13 protein-coding genes are annotated in these 20,621 nt (G+C 64.0%); 6 read left to right on the forward strand and 7 right to left on the reverse strand.

Translation table 11 applies throughout. The features are described from left to right. The first annotated feature begins 300 nt into the window (after nucleotides 1-300). Nucleotides 301-726: a hypothetical protein gene (locus tag VWP12_RS08545; RefSeq protein ID WP_410473773.1), complete on the forward strand. Its 426-nt coding sequence runs from the start codon at nucleotides 301-303 to the stop codon at nucleotides 724-726. A 110-nt stretch (nucleotides 727-836) separates the two neighbouring features. Here VWP12_RS08545 and tsaB read toward each other — a convergent pair whose 3' ends face one another. From tsaB to gnd, 4 genes are all read right to left on the reverse strand, one after another. Next, complete coding sequence (tsaB, locus tag VWP12_RS08550; protein WP_410473774.1) at nucleotides 837-1,517, reverse strand: tRNA (adenosine(37)-N6)-threonylcarbamoyltransferase complex dimerization subunit type 1 TsaB; 681 nt, start codon at nucleotides 1,515-1,517, stop codon at nucleotides 837-839. A 140-nt stretch (nucleotides 1,518-1,657) separates the two neighbouring features. Further along, entirely contained in the window at nucleotides 1,658-3,340 is a 1,683-nt protein-coding gene (gene pgi, locus VWP12_RS08555; protein WP_240031441.1) for a glucose-6-phosphate isomerase, read from the reverse strand. Further along, nucleotides 3,340-4,857, reverse strand: a complete 1,518-nt coding sequence (gene zwf / locus VWP12_RS08560; RefSeq protein ID WP_410473775.1) for a glucose-6-phosphate dehydrogenase — start codon at nucleotides 4,855-4,857, stop codon at nucleotides 3,340-3,342. The genes pgi and zwf overlap by 1 nt, the downstream gene beginning before the upstream one ends. A gap of 42 nt (nucleotides 4,858-4,899) precedes the next feature. Beyond that, nucleotides 4,900-5,955 (reverse strand): phosphogluconate dehydrogenase (NAD(+)-dependent, decarboxylating), encoded by a 1,056-nt coding sequence (gene gnd, locus VWP12_RS08565; protein ID WP_410473776.1) that lies wholly within the window; start codon nucleotides 5,953-5,955, stop codon nucleotides 4,900-4,902. A gap of 432 nt (nucleotides 5,956-6,387) precedes the next feature. Here gnd and ppc point away from each other — a divergent pair, with 432 nt between their 5' ends. Further along, complete coding sequence (gene ppc, locus VWP12_RS08570) at nucleotides 6,388-9,210, forward strand: phosphoenolpyruvate carboxylase (protein WP_410473777.1); 2,823 nt, start codon at nucleotides 6,388-6,390, stop codon at nucleotides 9,208-9,210. Nucleotides 9,211-9,294: 84 nt separating this feature from the next. On the opposite strand, the gene malQ is transcribed toward ppc, so the two are convergent. From malQ to glgC, 3 genes are all read right to left on the reverse strand, one after another. Beyond that, a complete protein-coding gene (malQ, locus tag VWP12_RS08575; protein ID WP_410473778.1) occupies nucleotides 9,295-10,746 on the reverse strand; it encodes a 4-alpha-glucanotransferase in 1,452 nt (483 codons plus the stop codon). Continuing rightward, complete coding sequence (locus VWP12_RS08580) at nucleotides 10,743-12,461, reverse strand: glycoside hydrolase (protein WP_410473779.1); 1,719 nt, start codon at nucleotides 12,459-12,461, stop codon at nucleotides 10,743-10,745. Before VWP12_RS08580 ends, malQ begins: the two co-directional genes overlap by 4 nt. Nucleotides 12,462-12,571: 110 nt before the next feature. Further along, nucleotides 12,572-13,843, reverse strand: coding sequence for a glucose-1-phosphate adenylyltransferase (glgC, locus tag VWP12_RS08585; protein ID WP_370271308.1), 1,272 nt, complete (start codon nucleotides 13,841-13,843; stop codon nucleotides 12,572-12,574). A gap of 324 nt (nucleotides 13,844-14,167) precedes the next feature. Between glgC and glgB the strand changes: the two genes are divergently transcribed. From glgB to VWP12_RS08605, 4 genes are all read left to right on the forward strand, one after another. Next, complete coding sequence (glgB, locus tag VWP12_RS08590; RefSeq protein ID WP_410473780.1) at nucleotides 14,168-16,339, forward strand: 1,4-alpha-glucan branching protein GlgB; 2,172 nt, start codon at nucleotides 14,168-14,170, stop codon at nucleotides 16,337-16,339. 130 nt (nucleotides 16,340-16,469) lie between these two features. After that, nucleotides 16,470-17,924, forward strand: coding sequence for a glycogen synthase GlgA (glgA, locus tag VWP12_RS08595; protein WP_370271309.1), 1,455 nt, complete (start codon nucleotides 16,470-16,472; stop codon nucleotides 17,922-17,924). Beyond that, nucleotides 17,921-20,065, forward strand: coding sequence for a DUF1631 family protein (locus tag VWP12_RS08600; protein ID WP_410473781.1), 2,145 nt, complete (start codon nucleotides 17,921-17,923; stop codon nucleotides 20,063-20,065). The genes glgA and VWP12_RS08600 overlap by 4 nt, the downstream gene beginning before the upstream one ends. Further along, nucleotides 20,055-20,450 carry a PilZ domain-containing protein gene (locus VWP12_RS08605; protein WP_410473782.1) on the forward strand — a complete coding sequence of 132 codons (396 nt, stop codon included), beginning with the start codon at nucleotides 20,055-20,057 and terminating at the stop codon, nucleotides 20,448-20,450. Before VWP12_RS08600 ends, VWP12_RS08605 begins: the two co-directional genes overlap by 11 nt. Nucleotides 20,451-20,621: the final 171 nt, after the last annotated feature.

Here is a 20,621-nt window from a genome sequence, read left to right on the forward strand (position 1 = left end):
GGCGAACGACCACACGATCGATCGACGACCAACGGCAAAGCCGCGCCCAATGCAGCCCATCCTAACGCCATGGGCGTGAGTCCGACGGCAGGTTATCACGCTCGATCGTCCCGCCCGGCAGCTCCATTCCACCCCAGTCGCAACCCGTGCGCCGCGTCGGGAGGGCACTCCTTGAAACCGCGGGGAAGTGTCCTAAGCTCCAATCCAGACCGGCAAGGCGAGCACGGGGCAGTGGTTTTTCAAACTCCCAGCCGCTTGGCCGCCGAACGTTTTCAACCAAAGCACAGTCAAGGAGATCGCATGAAGAAATTGCTACTCGCCAGTGCAATCGCTGGGCTCTCCGTGGGTCTGACCACGCCGACCATGGCGGCGGAAGACAACTACGAGCAGTACCAGGCCGCCATCGATCAGCGCGGTGACTCAGGCGTCTCCGGCACGGCCATCTTCATTCCCCAGAACGGAGAGATGACGGTGAAGCTGAATGTGGAGAATGCCGACGGCATGTCAGCGGGCCTCCACAAAGGCATCTGCCGCTACGCCGAGGACAGTGACGGCGCACCGGACCTGCTGGCCTTCGACGAAGATCCGTTGTTCGAACTCAGCGCCGTTGACGGCAACGAATCCTCCACCACGATCGAGTTGTCCGCGGAAGGCCTGATGGGTGATCCTCAGTCCGTTGCCATCCATGACGGCAGTTCCATCGTCGCCTGCGGCAACATCCAGTAACCCGCGGCATCCGGTCGGTCAACCGGCCGAAAACGAGAACGCCCCGAAAGTGATTCGGGGCGTTTTTTATTGTTGAGCCCCCATCGGCGCTCTGTTGGACTGCCCCGGTCTCAACGACCGGCGACCTTGTCACGCAGATAGCTCGGCACGGCCTCGTCGGCCGCAATGCGCTCGCTTTCCGGCAGTCGGCGAATCAGTGCCAGCGCATCCCGGGCATGCGGCAGGGCTTCCGGTTCAACCCGTATTACCTCCGAGCCCCCGCCGAGTGCCGGATAACGCCCGAAGCCGGTACCGCAAGCCACCACTCTACTGCCCTGCGCCACCGGGAACGTCGGTTCGGTCACCGCCTCCTCCACGACCGTGATCAAGCCATCCAACTCGCCCAGACGATAGGCCGCACGGTAAATCTCGCCCATGCGGGCATCGATCGCGACCCGCACCTCGACGTCCCGGGTGTTCTCGCCGGATTCCTCCAGCCGCCGGAAAGCCCCGGCTGCCAGACAGGCCAGCGACGAAATCCCGACCATCGGCAGGTCACGCGCGATGGCAATACCCTGACCCATTGCCGTGGCAATACGCACACCGGTGAACGACCCCGGCCCGCGGCCGAAGCCGATCAGGTCCAGGTCGGCAAAATCGATCTGCGCTTGCTCCAGGAGCCCTTCGGCCATTGGCAACAATTTTTCGGCATGGCCACGCGGGGCGATCTCGAAGTCGGTAACCACTCGGTCGCCGGCGAGGACACCGGCGGTACAAGCTTCCGTCGAGGAATCGAGATAGAGAATGTTCACACTCACCCCTGGGTGTTGAAGTCGATCAGCCGACGGTCGGTCTGGCAGCACGACGATGAGTCGGCCTTTTTTGTGGCGGGGATTCTATCGGAAACAGCAGCGACACCGCGAGGCAGTCATCACCGGGACGCGAGGTGAAATCAGTCTCCCTCCGCGCCCTTCTGCTCGGCGGTCCAGTGCTGGCGAATCTCGTCGAGTAGCCAGCGGGTGGAGCCGTCAAAGTCACCGTCCTCGAGATCAGTGCCGACGAACGGTTCGAGCTCATTGGCCATCTGCTTGCCCAATTCCACGCCCCACTGGTCGAAGGAATCGATCTGCCATACTGCTCCGGCCACGAACACCCGATGCTCGTAGAGCGCCAGCAGTGCGCCGACTGCCTCCGGAGTCATCTGCGGGAACAAGATGGTATTGGACGGCTGGCCACCGGGGCAGACCCGGTGCGGGGCGATCCGCTCGATGGTTGCCTCATCGGCACCTTCGGCACGCATCTGCGCTTCGATGTCCTCGCGTGTGCGCCCCAACATCAATGCCCGGCTCTGAGCGACCAGGTTGGCCAGCAGTTGCTGTTGCTGGCTACCGATCGGGGAATGGGTGCGTATCGCGCTAATGAAATCGGAGGGGATCAGTCGGGTGCCCTGGTGCAGCAACTGGTAGAAAGCGTGCTGCCCGTTGGTACCCAGCCCCCCCCAAAGCACCGCGCTGGTATGCGAGTCGACCGGCTGGCCATCGATGCGCACGCGCTTGCCGTTGGATTCCATCATCACCTGCTGGAGGTGGGCGGGCAGGAAGCCGAGCCGCGTTCCATAGGGAAAGATGGCCAGCGAGTCCGATCCGAGGAAATCGGCATTCCAGACATCGATCAGCCCGAGGATCAGCGGCAAGTTGTCCCGTCCCGTGTTCAGCCGGAAGTTCTCGTCGAGGGCATGTGCCCCGTCAAGCAGTCGCTTGAAGCGATCCATGCCGAGATAAAGCGCGATCGGCAGGCCGATCGCGGACCACAAGGAATAACGGCCGCCCACCCAGTCCCAGATGGGAAACATGTTTTCCGGGTCGATGCCGAAGTCGCGCACGCGCTCGGTGTGGGTGGAAACGGCGACGAAATGCTTCTTGATCGCCTCCTCGTCCGGCGCAGTTTCGAGGAACCAGCGCCGGGCCGAGCGCGCATTGGCAAGCGTTTCCTGCGTGCCGAAGCTCTTGGAGGACACCACGAACAAGGTGGTCTTCGGGTCGAGCACGGCAAGCTTCGAGGCCAGATCGCTGGGCGCGATATTGGAGACGAAATGCACGCGGATGCCACGATCGGCATAGGAACCCAGTGCCCGGCACACCATGCGCGTGCCGAGATCTGAACCACCAACGCCGATATTCACCACGTCGGTGATCGGATCACCGGCATACCCCTTCCATTCGCCCGACTGGACCGAGTCAACAAAGGTTTCCATGTGGTCGAGGACGGCGTTGACCTCGGGCATCACGTCCTTGCCATCGAAGAAGATCGGCCGGTTCGACCGGTTGCGCAGTGCCACGTGCAGCACCGCCCGATCCTCGCTGCCGTTGATGTGCACGCCGTTGAACATGTCGTCGCGCAGCTCCAACACGCCGCGCTCCTCCGCAAGGGCCAGCAGACCGTCGATCACGTCATCGGTGACACGTTGTTTTGAGTAGTCGATCGACAGTCCCGCGGCGTGCCCCGAGAGGCGCGACGTTCGGTTGCCATCGGTCTGGAACCACTCATTCGGGTGGCGGCGGATGTGTTCGGTCGCCTTGACCTCTAGCAACTGCCAGATGGGGCTCATCCGGCCGACATACCGTTCCTGTCGCATCAATCCTCCCCGGGGATCTTGAGATTGTTTCGCCAGCGGTGCGAATCGGCATCGAACAGCCGGTCGGCTTCCGGCGGTCCCCAGCTGCCCGCCGGGTACGTCGGAATGTAGTCACGCTCGACCGCCCAGTTGCGCAGGATCGGATCGACCACCCGCCAGGCCCAAGACACCTCATCATACCGAAGGAAGAGCGTCTGATCGCCGTTCATCACGTCGAGCAGCAGGGTCGCGTAGGCATCCAGGTTGGGCGGCTCCTCCCCGGTATAGGTCGCATCCATCTGCACCGTGCGGGTGCGCATTTCCAGGCCCTCGGTCTTGATCTGCATCTCGAAGCGGAAGTTTTCCTCCGGCTGGATGCCGATCAGCAACCAGTTGGGGGCGGTGTTGGCTACCTGGGTCTCACGGAAAAGTTGCTGCGGGGGCTCGCGAAAACGAATCGAGATCTGCGAGTGGCTCTTTTTCATGCGCTTGCCGGTACGCAGGTAAAACGGCACGTCGCGCCAGCGCCAGTTGTCGATGTAGAGCTTGAGAGCGGCATACGTTTCGGTGACGGAGTCATCCGGCACGCCTGGTTCATCCAGGTAGCCGGGCTCGTTCGTTCCGTCGACCACGCCGCGGGCGTACTGGGCACGGAATGCCTGCGCATGAACGCTCCGATGCGAAATCGGACGAATGCAGCGCAGCACCTTGACCTTCTCGTCACGGACCGCCTCTGCGTCCATCGAGGCCGGCGGCTCCATGGCCGTCAGCGCCAACATCTGCATCAGGTGACTCTGCACCATGTCGCGCAGCGCACCGGCCGAGTCGTAGTACTGCCCTCGCCCCTCGATGCCCTGTTGCTCAGCGTGTGAAATCTGGACGTGATCGATGTAATTGCGATTCCACAACGGCTCGAGCAGCAGGTTGGCAAAACGCATCACCATGATGTTCTGCACCGTGCCTTTGCCCAGATAATGATCGATGCGGAAGATCTGGTGTTCGTCGAAGTACTGGTGCAGCAGGCCATCGAGGGCATGCGCACTGTCGATACCGTGCCCGAATGGCTTTTCGATGACCACGTGCCGGCAGCCAAGGGTCTCGTCGGTCAACCCACAGGCGCCGAGGTTCCGACAGATCGCGCCAAAGGCCGACGGGGAAACCGCGAAGTAAAACACCACGCAATCGGGATACTCCGCGTGCGTCAACCGGTCGGCCAGGTCCTCGAAGCTGCTGGTCTCGTCGAGATCGCCGTTGTGGAAATGCAGCTTGGCAAGCAGGCGCTCGATCGCGGCATCCGACGAACAACTGTCCCCGTCACCGCTACCGGCGAGACACAGCCGACGTACCTCCTTTCGCCAGGTGTCATCGTCCCAATCCCGACGACCGAAGCCGATGATGCGGCTGCCCTCCGCGAGGCGCCCGGCCACTTCCAACTGGTAGAGCGCCGGCAGAAGCTTCTTACGGGACAGGCTGCCTGTCGCCCCGAAGATGACGATGGTCACCGGTCGTGGCGGTTCGCTGCGAATCGGCTTACGCATGGTGCCGGCTCCTTTCCTGCCGAGCCCTTACGGCATGGTTGCTCATGATTCGTCCCGACGCTGGACCACGTGTCCACCGAAGGCGTTGCGCATCATCGCCAACACCCGGTTGCCATACCCTTCGTCGTCCTGGCTGGCAAAGCGCATCTGCAGAGCCAGCGTCATCACCGGAGCGGCCACGCCCAGATCGATCGCCTCGATCGCCGTCCATCGACCCTCGCCGGAATCGGCGACGTGTGGCTGGATGGATTCGAGCCCCTGCCCCTCCTGTTTCAGCGCGTCGGCCGTCAGGTCGAGCAACCAGCTTTGCACCACCGACCCCTCGCGCCACAGTTCGGTGACCTGGGCCAGGTCGAGGTCGAATTCCGATTTCTTGCGCAGCACGGCCAGCCCTTCGGCCATCGCCTGCATCATCCCGTACTCGATGCCGTTGTGGATCATCTTGGTGAAGTGGCCCGAACCGGCCGGACCGACATGCCCCCAGCCCGAATCGGGAGTTGGCGCCAGTACCCGAATCGCTGGTTCGATGTGTGCGAATCCGGCCTCTGTGCCGCCCACCATCAGGCTGTAACCGTTCTTCAGTCCCCAGACGCCTCCTGAAGTTCCACAATCCAGGAAATGCACCCCGGCCGCCTCGACACGCTCGGCATGCGCCATGGTCTCGCTGTAACGCGAGTTGCCCCCGTCGACCAGGACATCACCGGGACTCATCTGCGGCAGCAAGCGCTCGATCGCCTGACTGGTGATCTCGCCGGCCGGCAACATCAACCAGATCACGCGCGGGCCATCGAGCTTGCGGAACACCTCGGCCTCCTCATAGGCCGGCACAATGTGCTCCTCCTCGCGCAGCAGCTCGTCGATGGGCTCTCGACTGCGGTTGTGCGCTACCACCGTGATGCCACCACGCGAAAGGCGCCGCGCCATGTTTGCGCCCATGCGCCCCAGACCGAAAATCGCGAGTTTCATCGGCTCACACTCCTGTAATCGTGCAACGGTTAACCGTCCAACGGTTGAAAAACGGCGGGATACAAAACAACTCAACGCTCGGCCAAAACGACCGAGCGCACGCCCTGCCAGGTTATGCCAAGCCCCTGACATTGCGCCCGGATCGATCGACGGTCAACGATTGATCGGCCCTGAAGGCACGTCCCCGACAACCGCCTCAACGCGTTGGTTGAGAAAACATCTCTCACATCTGGGAGCAAGCTTCGCGCCAGTTCGGCGTGCTCCGGTCGTGATCGACTAATTCAAGCGTAGCCAACGCGGTTTCGATTTCCATGACGCCCACGTGGAAAGTGGGAACCCACGGGGCAAGCAAGCACGACACATGGAGCCCGCCATGGCGGGGCTTGCGGTGCAAACCGGCAAGAGCGGCCAGAAATCGCTATAATGCCCGCGATTTTGCCCGACGATCCCGACCCCCTTCCCACGGGCCAACCCCAGGGTCCCCGCGGTCGGGCGGGCCACTCCGGGCCGGGGCAACCCCCGGTCTCGGAGCCGCAACCATCAATGCGCGAGAACTCATACGCGATGACGACAAGCAAAGACAAGGACAAGGCCCTGCGCGCCCGAGTGCGCCTTTTCGGCAACCTGCTCGGTGAAGTGCTCCGCGAACAAGCTGGCGAGACGGTCTTCGACACCGTCGAAAGCCTGCGTCGTGGCTTCATCCGCCTGCGCAAGAGCTACGACCCCGAGCTCTACCGCGAACTGATGGACGAGATCGAAGCGCTGGACGCCGACAGCCTCAACCTGGTCGTGCGTGCCTATGGCCTGTACTTCAACCTCGTCAACATCGCCGAGGAAGACTATTCCCACCAGCATCGCCGCCGCCAGATCCGTCGCGGCCTGCGACTGTGGCGCGGGTCGTTCTACGACACCATCCGCGGCTTTGCCCGCGAGGGCATGACCTCGGAACAGCTTCAGGGGCTGCTCGACCAGTTGGTGTACATGCCGGTCTTCACCGCTCACCCGACCGAGGCCAAGCGCCGCACGGTCATGGATCTGCAGCGACGCATCTTCCTGCTGTGCGGGGAACTCGACCGTCCGGAATCCACCGGTGTCGAGCGCGAGCGGCTGCTGGATGAAGTGAAATCGATCATTCTCGCCCTGCTTCGCACCAACGAGGTGCGCACGACGCGCCCCGAGGTGTCCGACGAGATACGCCTGGGCATGTACTACTTCCGCACCTCAATCTTCGCGGCGGTGCCCAAGGCCTACCGCTACCTCGAGCGCGCGGTCAACCTCAATTACAACGCCACCAATCCCGACAACCCGGTCACGGTGCCCAGCCTGTTCAAGTTCGGCTCCTGGATTGGCGGTGATCGCGACGGCAATCCCTACGTCACCCACGACGTCACGATCCAGGCCGTCTGTCTAGCCTCCGAGACCATCCTCAAGGAATACCTGGATCGGCTCGAGACGCTCAAGCGCATCCTGACCCACTCCCTGCAGCTGGTGCCGGAGATCGACTGCGAGCAGTTGCAGCTCAAGGCCGATGCCGAGGCGCTCGGCATGCTGGAGGCCAACCAGCACAATGGGGAGTTCTTCCCCGAGGAACCCTATCGCCTGAAGCTGCGCGCCATCCGCCAGCGACTGCGCTACAACCTTGCCTACATCCACAGCGAACTGGATGGCAAACCGACCGCCCTCGACTCGCGCGCCTACCAGAGCAAGGACGCCTTCCTCGACGACCTCTACCGCCTGCGCGACTCGCTGATCGGTATTGGTGATCGGCTACTGGCCGAGGGTGATCTCAAGGACCTGACCCGCCTGGCCGAGACCTTCGGCTGGCATCTGGTGCGCCTGGACATCCGCCAGGAATCCACCGAGCACACCGAGACCGTCGCCGAGGTCTTGAAGCAACTGGCCCCGGAAATCGATTACGCGAATCTGGCCGAGGACGACCGCACCCGCGTGCTGGGCGAGCTGATTGAGGCCGGCAAGCACCGCGCCGAGGCGCTCGGCGGCAACGGGTTGAGCGAAAAGGCCCGCGAGGTGATCAAGGTCCTCGAGGTCAAACGCCAGCTGATCGATCACATCAGCCGCGAATGTTTCGGTACCTACGTCATCTCGATGACCCACTCGGCCAGCCACGTGATGGAGGTGATGTACCTCGCCTCGCTGACCGGCTTGGTGGGCAAGACCAATGACGGCGAATGGTTCAGCGACATCCAGGTCTCGCCGCTGTTCGAGACCATCGAGGATCTCAAGCACATCGAGCACGTGCTGGGCACGCTGTTCGACAACCCCACCTACCGAGGTCTGGTACGCGCCTCCGGCGAGCTGCAAGAGGTGATGCTGGGCTACTCGGACTCGTGCAAGGACGGGGGCTCGCTCGCCTCGGTCTGGAGTCTGTACAACGCCCAGAAGCGCGTCATCCGCCTGACCCGCAGCCACGGCATTCGGTGCCGCCTGTTCCATGGTCGTGGTGGCACGGTCGCGCGCGGCGGCGGTCCGACCCACGAGTCGATCCTCTCGCTGCCGCAGGGCACCGTCGAGGGCCAGATCAAATTCACCGAACAGGGTGAGGTGCTGTCCTCGAAGTACAGCAACAACGAGACGGCCATCTACGAGCTGACCATGGGCGCGACCGGCCTGATGAAGGCCTCGCAACACCAGGTGGTCGATGAGCATCCGGTGCCGGAGGAATACGAGCACGTGGTGGGCGATCTCGCGCGCTTCGGTGAAGAGGCCTATCGTGACCTGACCGACCACACGCCGTTCTTCTTCCACTACTTCCACGAGGCCACCCCGGTACGCGAACTCGGCCTGCTGAACATCGGTTCGCGCCCGACCTCGCGCAAGAAGGGCGATCTTTCCAAGGCATCGGTACGCGCGATTCCCTGGGTGTTTGGCTGGTCGCAGTCACGGCACACCCTGCCGGCGTGGTACGGCATGGGCTCGGCGCTCAAGCGCTGGCGCGAGGAAAACCCGGGCCGCGAGGAGCTGCTTCACGACCTGTTCGCGCAGTGGCCGTTCTTCCACAGCATGCTGCGCAACACACAGCTGTCGCTGACCAAGGGCGAGATGAACATCGCCCGGGAATACGCCGGCCTGGTATCCGACCAGGAGCAGGCCCAAGCGGTCTACGAAAAGATCCGGAAGGAATACGAGTGTGCCGTCGAGCAGCTGCTGGAGGTGGCCCACGCCGACTCGTTGGTGGAAATCGACGAGTACATCGGCACGTCGATGATGCGACGCAACCCCTATCTGGACGTGCTCAACCACATCCAGATCACGCTGCTGTCGCGCCATCGTGACGAAAGCGTGCCGGAAGGCGATCGCGAGCAGTGGCTGCCGCCGCTGCTGCGCAGTATCAACGCGATAGCCGCCGGGATGCGCAACACGGGCTGATCGACCGGCCCTCGCGATCTACCGAGGCCACCACCCGCACGCGGGCGGTGGCCTTTTCTTTGTCGGGGTTGAGGGCGGTATCGGTCAGCGAAGTCGATCGTGACGGGCAAGCCGGAGACGCATTCCTTGGGCAAGCGCGGCCCCCAGCGCGCCGTCGGGCAACCGCCAACACCAGTTGCCTTCCCGGGTTCCGGGGACATTGATGCGCGCCTCCGAGCCCAGGCCAAGCAAATCACCGACCGGCAGCATGGTCAGATTGGACGGCGAGGCCAATGCCGAGTCGATCATGGCCTCGGGCATGGGCGTGGCCGGGTCGATGTCCTGCATCGCTTCAAGCCACCGGCGCACGCGCGCCCGCCCCGCCTCGTCGAGCGAACGCCACCATCCCAGGGTGGTGTCGTTGTCGTGCGTGCCGGTGTAGACGACGCAATCGGGCCGATGGTGTCTCGGCAGGTGAGGATTGTCCTCGTCACCGTCGAAGGCGAAATGCAGCACCACCATGCCGGGCAACCCGAAGCGGTCGCGCAATTCGGTCACATCGGGCGTAATCACGCCCAAGTCTTCTGCCACCAGGGGCAAATCGTCACCGCCGACGGTCTCCAGGGCCTCGAGTAGGGCCGCGCCGGGCCCCGGCACCCATCGCCCGCCGGTGGCATCCGGGTCGTCAACAGGGATCGCCCAGTAAGCGGCAAGCCCGCGGAAGTGATCGATCCGGACCCAGTCATACAAGGCCAAGTGGCGAGCCAGCCGCTGTTTCCACCAGGCGAACCCGTCCTCGGCCATTCGCTGGAAATCAAACAGGGGGTTGCCCCAGCGTTGGCCAGTGGCGGAAAAGTAATCCGGCGGCACGCCAGCAACCACCGTCGGTCGGCCACTCGCATCCAGCTGAAACAACGATCGGTGCGCCCAGACATCGGCCGAGTCGCCGGCCACGAAGATCGGCAGATCGCCAAACAGAAAAATCGACCGCTCGCGGGCCTCGTCGCGCACCGCCTGCCATTGCCGTTCCAGCAAAAACTGCTCGAAGGCGATCGCCTCGATACGCGAGGCATGCTCCTGTTCGAACGCCAACATGGCGTGGGACTCACGATCGCGGAGACCCACCGGCCAGTCCAGCCAGCAACGCCCGTCCTGCACCTCGCGAATGGCCATGAACCGCGCGTAGTCTTCGATCCAGTGCGATTCCCGGTCGCGGAAACCGGCAAATGCCGCGCGCAAGGCCTCGCTGGCACCTTCCCCCTGCCGGCGGGCGCTCACCGGGATCGAGCGCTCGAACCCCGGGTCGGCGGCCAGTTCGCGTTCGTCGAGGTACGCCGGTTCCAGGGCAAACGACGACAGGCACTGGTAGGGACTCTTGTCGGGGTGGGTGGGACCCAGTGGCAACACCTGCCAGACGGACAGCCCCGACTTTTGCAGGAAAGCCAGTACCTCGCGGGCATCCTTGCCGAAGCCGGGCGAGGTCAGGCTGCCGATAGGAAGGAGAAGACCCGCGCGACGCCGCGTAGCCGGCGGCTCGCTGTGGGCCTCAATGCTCACGCCTGTCCTCGACGCATCGTGCCGCCACCGGTGACCCGATCGGCCGCTGCGGTCGGCACGCTGATGGGCTCGTCCAATATCACGGGTACCGGCACGTCGATCAGTTCATACAGGCGTGCCAGCTGCAGACGAAACAGCCGGTCGAAATCACGTGTCGCTTCGGCCGGATTGTCATCCCCGAACCACCAGAACCAGTCCGATCCCTCGCAGACAGCGAGTTGCTGGGCATTTCGGGCTCGGGTCGTGTCGTCCCATTCACCATGGGTTTCGGCATCGAGATAGGCCTGACGAGCCTCGATCAGCCGATCCCAGGCCCGGTTCTTGGCCGTCTCGCCCACCCAAGTCGCGAGATTGCCGTACACCCAGCTGCCGGCAACCAGCGCCTTGAGCTCCACGGCTGGCGGCTGCTCGTCCAGAAAGCTGGAGAAGGTGCTCATCTCGATACGCGGGTGGGCGGATAGTCGTTTGTAAAGACCATCAAGCAGCCAGAAGCCGTTATCCGGGTAATGCTCCCAGGCGTTCTCGCCATCGAGGATGATCGGTACCAGCGGTGCCTCCACCCCGAGGTGCTCACAGGTATCGGCAATCGACACCAGGTGATGCACCAGGTCCTCGACCGCGTCATCGGCGTGCCAGTTCTGGTAATCGAAGCCGATGCGATCGGAGAGCCCATCGTCGCGGAAGAACAACCGCAACCCCTGGCCAGGTCGCGAGAACACCTGGTGATCGCAGTGCAGTGTCTGGTGGGCGTGATTCAGACTGTTGCGCAGCACCTGCTGACCGCTGGCCGCCCACGCAAAGCCTGCCTGATCAAGCAGGCGGCAGGTGGCATCCGATATGGCCCCCTCGGCGGGCCAGCAACCGGCGGGATCACGCCCCAACAGCCGCCGGAAGACGGTACGCCCCTGTTCGATGTGCCAGCGCGAACGCTGCTCGCCATCCGGATAGTCCTCTGCCTCCGGCTGCGGGGCTGCCGGTTCGGCTTCCTGCCCGGCACGCATGTCCTGCAACAACGGCATGATCGGATGCGCGTAGGGCGTCATGGAGAGTTCGATCTGGCCCCTATCGGCAAGCGCCTGGAAGCGTTCGAACAACCCCCCAATCGTTTCGCCGATCACGCCGAGCAACGATCGGCGTGACTGAGCATCGAAATCGCCGTCGCGCTCGAGCAACTCGCGGGCCAGCGGATTTGATTGGCGCAGGGTCTCGCCCAACCACGCCAGGTGATACCAGGTCGAGAGATCACCGATGAACGCATCCGTGGCGTATCCGCCCGGATCGCGGGTTTGCAACAGGGTCTCGGCGGCATCGACCAGCCGGGCGAGCGGCTCGAACCGATCGATCATCCGCTCGCGATTGGCCCGCAATAGCGCTTCGATCACCCCGCGGCGCTGGTCACCGACCAGTTCGCTTGGCTCGGCGAGACTGACCAGCAGCGGATCGCGCAGATCGGTGACCTCGCCGCCACGCTGAAACGCATCGATCTGTGCCGCGTAATCCTCAAGTTGCTCGAGAAGTATGGGGACGAAATTGACCACCACTCGAGCATCGGGCCAGCGCTCGAGGTGCGCGGCCATGTCGGCGTAGTCCTTGATCGCATGCAGGTAGGTCCAGGGTTGCTGGTATACCCCGTCACGCGGATCGCGGTACTCCGGCTGGTGCATGTGCCAGAGGAACACGACCGGCAGCGGTCTTGAGGGAAGCGTGGTTGGCATGCCGAATCACCCAGCTGGGCGCCCAGGCGCCCGGTTTGTCACGAAAGACGCTGTCCCGGAATCATTCAGGGAAAATGCCCCGAGGCACCCCGGATCAACCAGGATCGCTATCAGCGCACCATGTGCAGTTTTTGTCCCAACATCTGGGGCGTGACCAGTACCACGCCCCCGGGGCTAACCTCAAAACGCTCCCGATCCGCCTCGAGATCGACCCCGATCTGCATGCCCGGCGGGATCAGGCAGCCCTTGTCGATTACCGCCCGTCGCACCTCGGCACCTTCGCCCACCTGCACGTTAGGCAGGATCACGGCATCTTCGACGTAGGCCTGCTCGCGCACCATCACGTTCGAGAACAGCAGCGAATGGCGCACCACCGCACCGGAGATGATGCAGCCGCCGCTGACCATCGAATCGATGGCCATGCCCCGGCGGCCGTCCTCATCGAAGACGAACTTCGCCGGCGGCAACTGCTCCTGGTAGGTCCAGATCGGCCAGTCGGTGTCATAGAGATTGAGATCGGGCTGCACGCCGATCAGCTCGAGGTTGGCCGACCAGTAGGCATCGATGGTGCCCACGTCGCGCCAGTAGGGTTGATCGGTCAGCCCCGGTTCGCGGAATGGGTAGGCGTAGACCTGATTCTCCTCGATCAGGCGCGGGATGACGTTCTTGCCGAAATCGTGCTCGGAGTCGGGATCGTCGGCATCGAGGATCAACTGCTCGAACAGGAAATCGGTGCGAAAGACGTAGATACCCATCGAGGCGAGCGACGAGTCGGGCGAACTCGGCATGCGTGGCGGGTCGTCGGGTTTCTCGACGAAGCTCTCGATACGGCCCTCGCGATCGATGCCCATCACGCCGAAGGCGCGGGCCTGATCAATCGGCACCTCGATGCAGCCGATGGTCAGGTCCGCGCCCTTCTCGACGTGGTAGGCGATCATGGGACCGTAATCCATCTTGTAGACGTGATCACCCGCGAGGATCAGGGTGTATTCCGACTCGTGCGCGCGCAGGATGTCGATGTTCTGGTAAACGGCGTCCGCGGTGCCGCTGTACCACGACTGGTCGTTCATGCGCTGCTGGGCGGGAAGCAACTCGACGAACTCACCACGGGCGACGTGATTGCCGCCCCAACCAAGCTGGACGTGCTTGATTAACGAATGGGCCTTGTATTGCGTCAGCACCCCCATGCGGCGAATGCCGGAATTGACGCAGTTGGACAGCGGGAAGTCGATGATTCGGAACTTGCCCCCGAACGGCACGGCCGGCTTGGCACGCCAGTCGGTCAACTGACGCAGCCGCGAGCCGCGTCCACCGGCAAGGACCAGGGCCAATGTATCCCTGGTGATTCGACTGACCAGTCGCTTGGGGCTGTCGACAATCATCCCGAGTTTCCTCTCGCGTTCCATGTGGTCGAAACAGCGGCTAACCGCCAGTCGAAAGCCTAGCGCATCCGTGTTTCCGGGGTATAACAATTTCGAGTCGAGGGAGACCATCGCAGGAAACGCCGGGCCTTGCGAACCTGCCCTGCTCTTTTCCAGGCCCTGCACACAGAGCCCCGGCAACGAGGCCACGGCACGCGTCATCCCGGAACCGGAGACCCGATCCGGGCTCGCTGCGACCCCGCGCCTATGCCATAGTCGGGTCAGCGAATCCGCCTGGCATCGCCGACAGTGCGCACCAGCGCCAACTACCGGGATCGAAACCGCATGGAAAACGACCTGCAAGCCATTGTCGATGCGCGCCACCACGACCCGCACCGGGTTCTGGGCGTGCATGCCATCGACAACGAAAACCTCCGGCTACGCACCTATCAGCCGCACGCCGCCTCGGTCGAGACCGTCGATCAGGACGGCGAGCCCATGGCATTGACGGCCCACCCGGAATGCCCCGGCCTGTTCGAGGCCTCCCTGCCGCGTGCCTGGGTTCCCAAACATCCGGCCTATACCGTCGTCATGCCAGACGGGCATCGGTACGAGATCGTCGATCCATACAGTTTCCTGCCGACGGTCGGCGAACTCGACCTGCACCTGTTCGCCGAGGGCCGACATCTGCAGTTGTGGCAAATGCTCGGTGCCCAGGTGCTTTCGGTCGACGAGGTGGTCGGCACCCGTTTTGCGGTGTGGGCCCCCAATGCCGAGCGCGTCAGCCTGGTCGGCAGCTTCAACGACTGGGACGGTCGTCGTCATCCCATGCGCGTGCTGGGTGACAGCGGCGTCTGGGAACTGTTCGTCCCGGGGGTAACGGTCGGCGATCTCTATAAGTTCGAGATCACCAGCCGCCTCACCGGCGAGACCCAGCTGCGCACAGACCCGGTCGGCCGCGCCTTCGAAATGCGCCCCGACACGGCCGCCATCGTGCCGGCCTTCCAGCCCTTCGAATGGCACGATGACGACTGGATGGCCCGCCGCGAGCAATGGCAATGGGACCAGGCGCCCATGGCGACCTACGAGGTGCATCTGGGCTCCTGGCGGTTGCCCGACGGGCAGTTTCCCAGTTACGACCAATTGGCCGACCAGCTGATCCCCTACGTCCAGGAACGCGGCTTTACCCACATCGAATTGCTGCCGGTCACCGAGCATCCCTTCGATGCCTCCTGGGGTTACCAGACCACCGGGTATTTCGCTCCGACCAGCCGCTTCGGCAGCCCGACCGCCTTCTGCCGTTTCGTCGACCGGGCCCATGCCGCGGGCATCGGCGTGATCCTGGACTGGGTCCCCGCTCATTTCCCGCGTGACGAATTCGCCCTGGCGCGCTTCGACGGCAGCGCGCTCTACGAACACGAGGACCCCCGTCGCGGCGAACACCGGGACTGGGGCACCCTGATCTTCAACTACGGCCGGCGCGAGGTGCAGAACTTCCTGATCGCCTCGGCACAGTACTGGGTCGAGCAACTGCACCTCGACGGCCTGCGCGTCGACGCGGTCGCCTCGATGCTCTACCTCGACTACTCCCGCCAGGCCGACGACTGGCTACCCAATCGGCACGGCGGGCGGGAGAACCTCGAGGCGATCGATTTCCTGCAGCGGCTCAACCACACGATTCTCTCGCGCAACCCCGGCACCCTGATGATGGCCGAGGAATCCACCGCCTGGCCGATGGTCTCCCGGCCACCGGAACACGGCGGACTGGGTTTTTCCATGAAGTGGAACATGGGCTGGATGAACGACTCGCTCGCCTACTTCAGCGAGGATCCGCTGCACCGGCCCTATCACCACAACCTACTGACCTTCGGGCTGCTGTACGCCTTTTCGGAAAACTTCGTCCTGCCGCTCTCCCACGACGAGGTCGTGCACGGCAAGCGCTCCTTGCCCGGCAAGATGCCGGGTGACGAATGGCAGCGTTTCGCCAATCTGCGCCTGCTGCTCGCCTGGCAGTACACCTTCCCCGGCAAGAAGCTCCTGTTCATGGGCACCGAGTTCGGCCAGGGCAACGAGTGGTCACATGCACGAGAACTCGACTGGTGGATGCTCGACTACCCGTTGCACCAGGGCATCCAGGCCCTGGTCGACCAGCTCAATTTCCGCTACCGGCACGAACCCGCTTTGCACGAACGCGACTTCGATGCCGGCGGCTTTGCCTGGATCGACTGCAACGACCGCAATCAGTCGGTGATCAGCTTCCTTCGTCATGGCCATTTCGAGACCGTGGTGGTGGTCTTCAACTTCACCCCGGTCGACCGCCCCGGCTACCGCATCGGCGTACCCGAGGCCGGGCGGTACCAGGTGCTCCTGAGTACCGACGGCGAGGGCTTCGGTGGCGCGGGCCACAACCCATCGCCCGGCACGGCCGAGGCCACCCCGTGGCACGATCAGCCGGCGAGCCTTACGCTCGATCTGCCCGGCCTGTCGGCGGTCGTGCTCAAGCACGGCGGCGACTGATGACTCCCGCTGTGCCGAACCACCACGGTCCGATAACATGCGATACTTGGCGGTTTGGGGCGCACATCCAAAGTGACCCCTTGGCGTGACGCCAACCGGCCGCCCTAACCGATATCAAGGAGATACCGACGTGTCGCTGTCTGTGCTGTTTGCGACGAGTGAAGCCTATCCCCTGATCAAGACCGGGGGACTCGCCGACGTCTCCGGCGCGTTGCCCGCCGCGCTGACCGAGCTGGGTATCGACGTACGCCTGGTCCTGCCGCGCTACGGCGACCTGGCCCTGCGCGAGGACCAGACCACCGAGCATCTCGCGCGCCTCGACGTCCTTGGCCAGCCGGTCGACATCCTGCAGACCGTCATGCCCGACAGCGGTGTACGCGTCTACCTGGTGGATCACCCCACGTTCTCCGCCCGCCAGGGCAATCCCTACATGGGTCCGGACGGCAACTCCTGGCACGACAACCCCGACCGATTCGCCCTGTTCGCCCGCGCGGCCGTCGCCGTCGCTACCGGCGAGGTCGACCCCGACTGGCACCCGGACGTGGTACATGCCAATGACTGGCAAACCGGCCTGATCCCGGCCCTGCTCCACGAGGCAGAAAAGCCGCAGACCGTCTTCACCCTGCACAACCTGGCCTATCAGGGCGTGTTCGACCGATCGACCTTTGAGCGCCTGGGGCTGCCATGGAGCCTGTGGCGACCCGACGGGCTCGAGTTCTGGGGCAACATGTCATTCATCAAGGGCGGCATCGTATTTGCCGACCGCATCACCACGGTGAGCCCCAACTACGCCCGGGAAATCCAGACCGCGGAGTTCGGTTACGGGCTCGATGGACTGCTACGCCATCGCAGTGATTCGCTGGTCGGCATCCTCAACGGTATCGGCTCGGACTGGAACCCGGAGACCGACCCCGCCCTGGTCACGCCCTATTCGCGCGACAAACTCGACGGCAAGGCGGCAAACAAGGCAGCCCTTCAGAAAGAGCTCGGCCTGCCGATACGGGATGACGTGCCCCTGATCGTGCATGTCGGTCGGCTGGTGGAACAGAAAGGGATCGACCTGCTCATCCAGGCCCTTTCCATGCTCGGGCAGCGCGACGTGCAGTTCGCCTGCCTGGGCAGCGGCGAGCGGCGCTTCGAACAGGCCCTGCGGGCACGTGCCGAGGCCGATCCCGAGCGCATCGCCGTACGCATCGGCTACGACGAGGGACTGGCCCATCGACTGGAAGGAGGTGGCGATGCGTTCATCATGCCGAGTCGGTTCGAGCCCTGCGGGCTCAACCAGCTTTACAGTCTCAAGTACGGCACCGTACCGATCGTTCACAGCGTCGGTGGCCTGGCCGACACGGTTACCCCCGTCACGCCGGCGACCCTCCGCGACGGCAGCGCCACCGGCATCGTGATGAACCAGGTCGATGTCACCTCGATCCTCTGGTCGATCGACGAATTCAAGGCGTTGTTCAAGCGACCGGACGACCTGATACAGGTCCGCCAACAGGCAATGAGCCAGGAGTACGACTGGGGGGCCAGCGCCCGTTCCTATCTCGAGCTCTATCGAGCGATATCGAACCCTGACACAAAATGATGAATCGATTCCAGACCAGCCCTGCCCAGGTCCGCGACGAACTGACCCGCCTAATGGGGGCCGCGTTGCACGAGGGCGTCAAACGGCTGTTTGCCCAAGTCGAGCGGCAGCTGTTCGATCAGGCCTCGTCCGAGACCGACAACGATCGACGGGCCGAGGCATTTGAAGCCATCGCCCAATGTCGAAGCGAGCAGGAGGACTTCTACCGCGCCTTTGCCCAGACCCTGCTGGAGCCGGCGGCGGACTGGCGGCAGGCCGAATGGCATCAACTGATCGGCGATCGCGCTCGCGCGCTGACGTTCGAAGACAAGCTTGCCGAGGCCGGCCAGCGCTGCGGCATCGAGCACACCCAGTTCGAGGCACGCATCGGTCAATTGCACAACGATGACCCGGAGAACGTTCCCGCCGGCCTGTTCACACTCGAATCGATCAGCCGGGCCTTTCTCGCCCGAACCCGCGACTTGCCGGGCAGCGTCCGCCAACGATTGATCGCCCACTGGGCCGAACAGGTGCTGTTCCGGCTCACCCCGATCTACTCGGTACTCAACGACTACCTGATCCAGGTGGGTGTCCTTCCCGGCATCAAGCGACTGCGCGACCCGCTGGCCGACGCAACCCCGCTCGGCACGCCGCCAACTGCCCAACCGACCGTCCCCGACGTGCCGCAACACGCCGGCCCCTCCCCCGAAGCACTGGCCGATCGGTTGGTGCCGTTGGTTCGCGCCAGCATTGCCGGCGACGACCAGTATCAGTTCCGCTTCGAGCGCGACCAGGACTGGCGTCCCGACGATTTCGCCGCGTTCATTCGCGACCGCCTCGAGCCCACCCTGCCGGCTGCCAACTGGCCGACCCGCAGCCGGGAAGTGATTCGCCTGGTCGGCATGACCTTGGGCGACGTACTCAATGACGAGTTGATCGATCCGCGCCACCGCCGACAGATCGCCACGCTGCAACTCGCGGTGTTGCTGCTCGCATCGAAAGATCGCCATTTCCTCTCCGATGCCGATCACCCGATGCGTCGCATCCTCAACCTGCTTGCCCTGATCGGCTCGGACCCGGATCTCAAGCCGGATATCGAGTCGACCGCGTCGATCCTTGGCCCCATCCAGCAGGCCGTGCTGGACAACCCCGCCGAGCTCGACACATTCGCCGATCACCTGCGGGATATCTCGCGCGGCAAGCCGACCGAGTCGCCCGAGCCGGCGGTCACCCCGGCGCACGAGCGTCTGGCCCAGATCGAGGAACGATGCCGAATCCGCGTCGGCAAGATCCTGGCCGGTCATACCAACGAGATGCCGGTGCGTGTGCCCACACGCGCCTTGCTCGACGAGGTATTCCAGCCCTTCATGGTCCGCACCATGATCAACCAGGGCCGGCAAAGCGCACCGTGGGCCGGGATCATCGGCCTGCTCCAGGATGCACTGACCCTGCAACTCGACCCCACCTTGGGGCCGGATGACGTCAAGGCATTCAGCCGCGAGGCCTCGCGGGTGTTCAACGACAGGACCAGCGACGGGCTGCTGGGCGAAGAGCAGCAGACCCTGGATGCCTTCATCGAGTATCTCGACGCCCAGAGCCGCGACAGCCTGGACGTGCCCGTGGTGTCCCGGTCGAAACCGGCAGGTGCCGAGCAAACGCCAACCCATGCCACCGTCGACGGCCCGAAGGCCGAAGCGGCGTCTGTCGAAGCGCTGACGATTCCCTCGCCGGTCGTCGAGGCGGACTCGCCGCCGGCCACCCCGGATCACGTGGCGTGCGCGGAGGAGGATTCGCAGGCAGACGTGGTCGCCAACGAACCGGAAACCACCGCAAGCCACATCCCCACCGACGGGCTACTGCTCGCCTCGCTCGACGTCGTTCAAGCATTTTTCGAGCAGCAGAGCACGAGCGAGGAATGGTTCGAGGTATACACCGGGCCCGGGCGTGCGCTGCGTCGCCTGAAAGTCCGGGATCTCGACATCGACAACGGCGTGGTCAACTTCGCCAACCGCACCGGGCAAGCCAAGCTGAACCTCCCCGTCGCTCAGGTACTCGATGACCTGTTCGCCGATCGCACGCGGCTGGTGTTCGGTAACCCACGATTCGCCCGCTCGCTTACCGAGCTGCGCGGCCAACTGGAGGAGCATCGCGATGAACACTGAACACGCGACTCGCCCCAGCGATGACGAGCACCACCGCGACCGCCGCGACTTCCTGCGGCTCGACAAGACCGGCACCGGCCTGCTGCGCCTCACCGGCGAATCCCACCCGGTAGGCAGCGGAAGCATCATCGATATCAGCGCCAACGGCCTGAATCTGTGCTGCGACGCCGACTGGGCCGACCGGGTACGCCCCGGCACACCGGTCGAGGTGGTTGCGCGCCTGGAGGAGAATGCCGAGCCGTTCTACCTGCTTGGCGAGGTGATCTGGCATCGTCCCCTGGAAAATGGCGAATGCCAGATCGGCATCGAACTGCCTCTGCCCGGGGAAAAACCCGACCTGCCACGCAACGACAACCGCGACTGGCGGGCCCTTTTTCTGGCCTGAGAACGCGAGGGGCGATTTGAACTGCCGGCGAGCCTGCCCCGACGACCGACTGGCTCCCACCGGAACCCTGCGCAACCGCTCAGCCGAACTGCGGCCATTCGACCAACGATCTGCCCCCAGACCCTACCGAGGTTGGCGCCAGGCTGTTGTACAATTCACGCCCTCAGCACG

Origin of the sequence: Guyparkeria sp. TX1 (assembly GCF_046523965.1) — a bacterium.
GTDB lineage: Bacteria > Pseudomonadota > Gammaproteobacteria > Halothiobacillales > Halothiobacillaceae > Guyparkeria.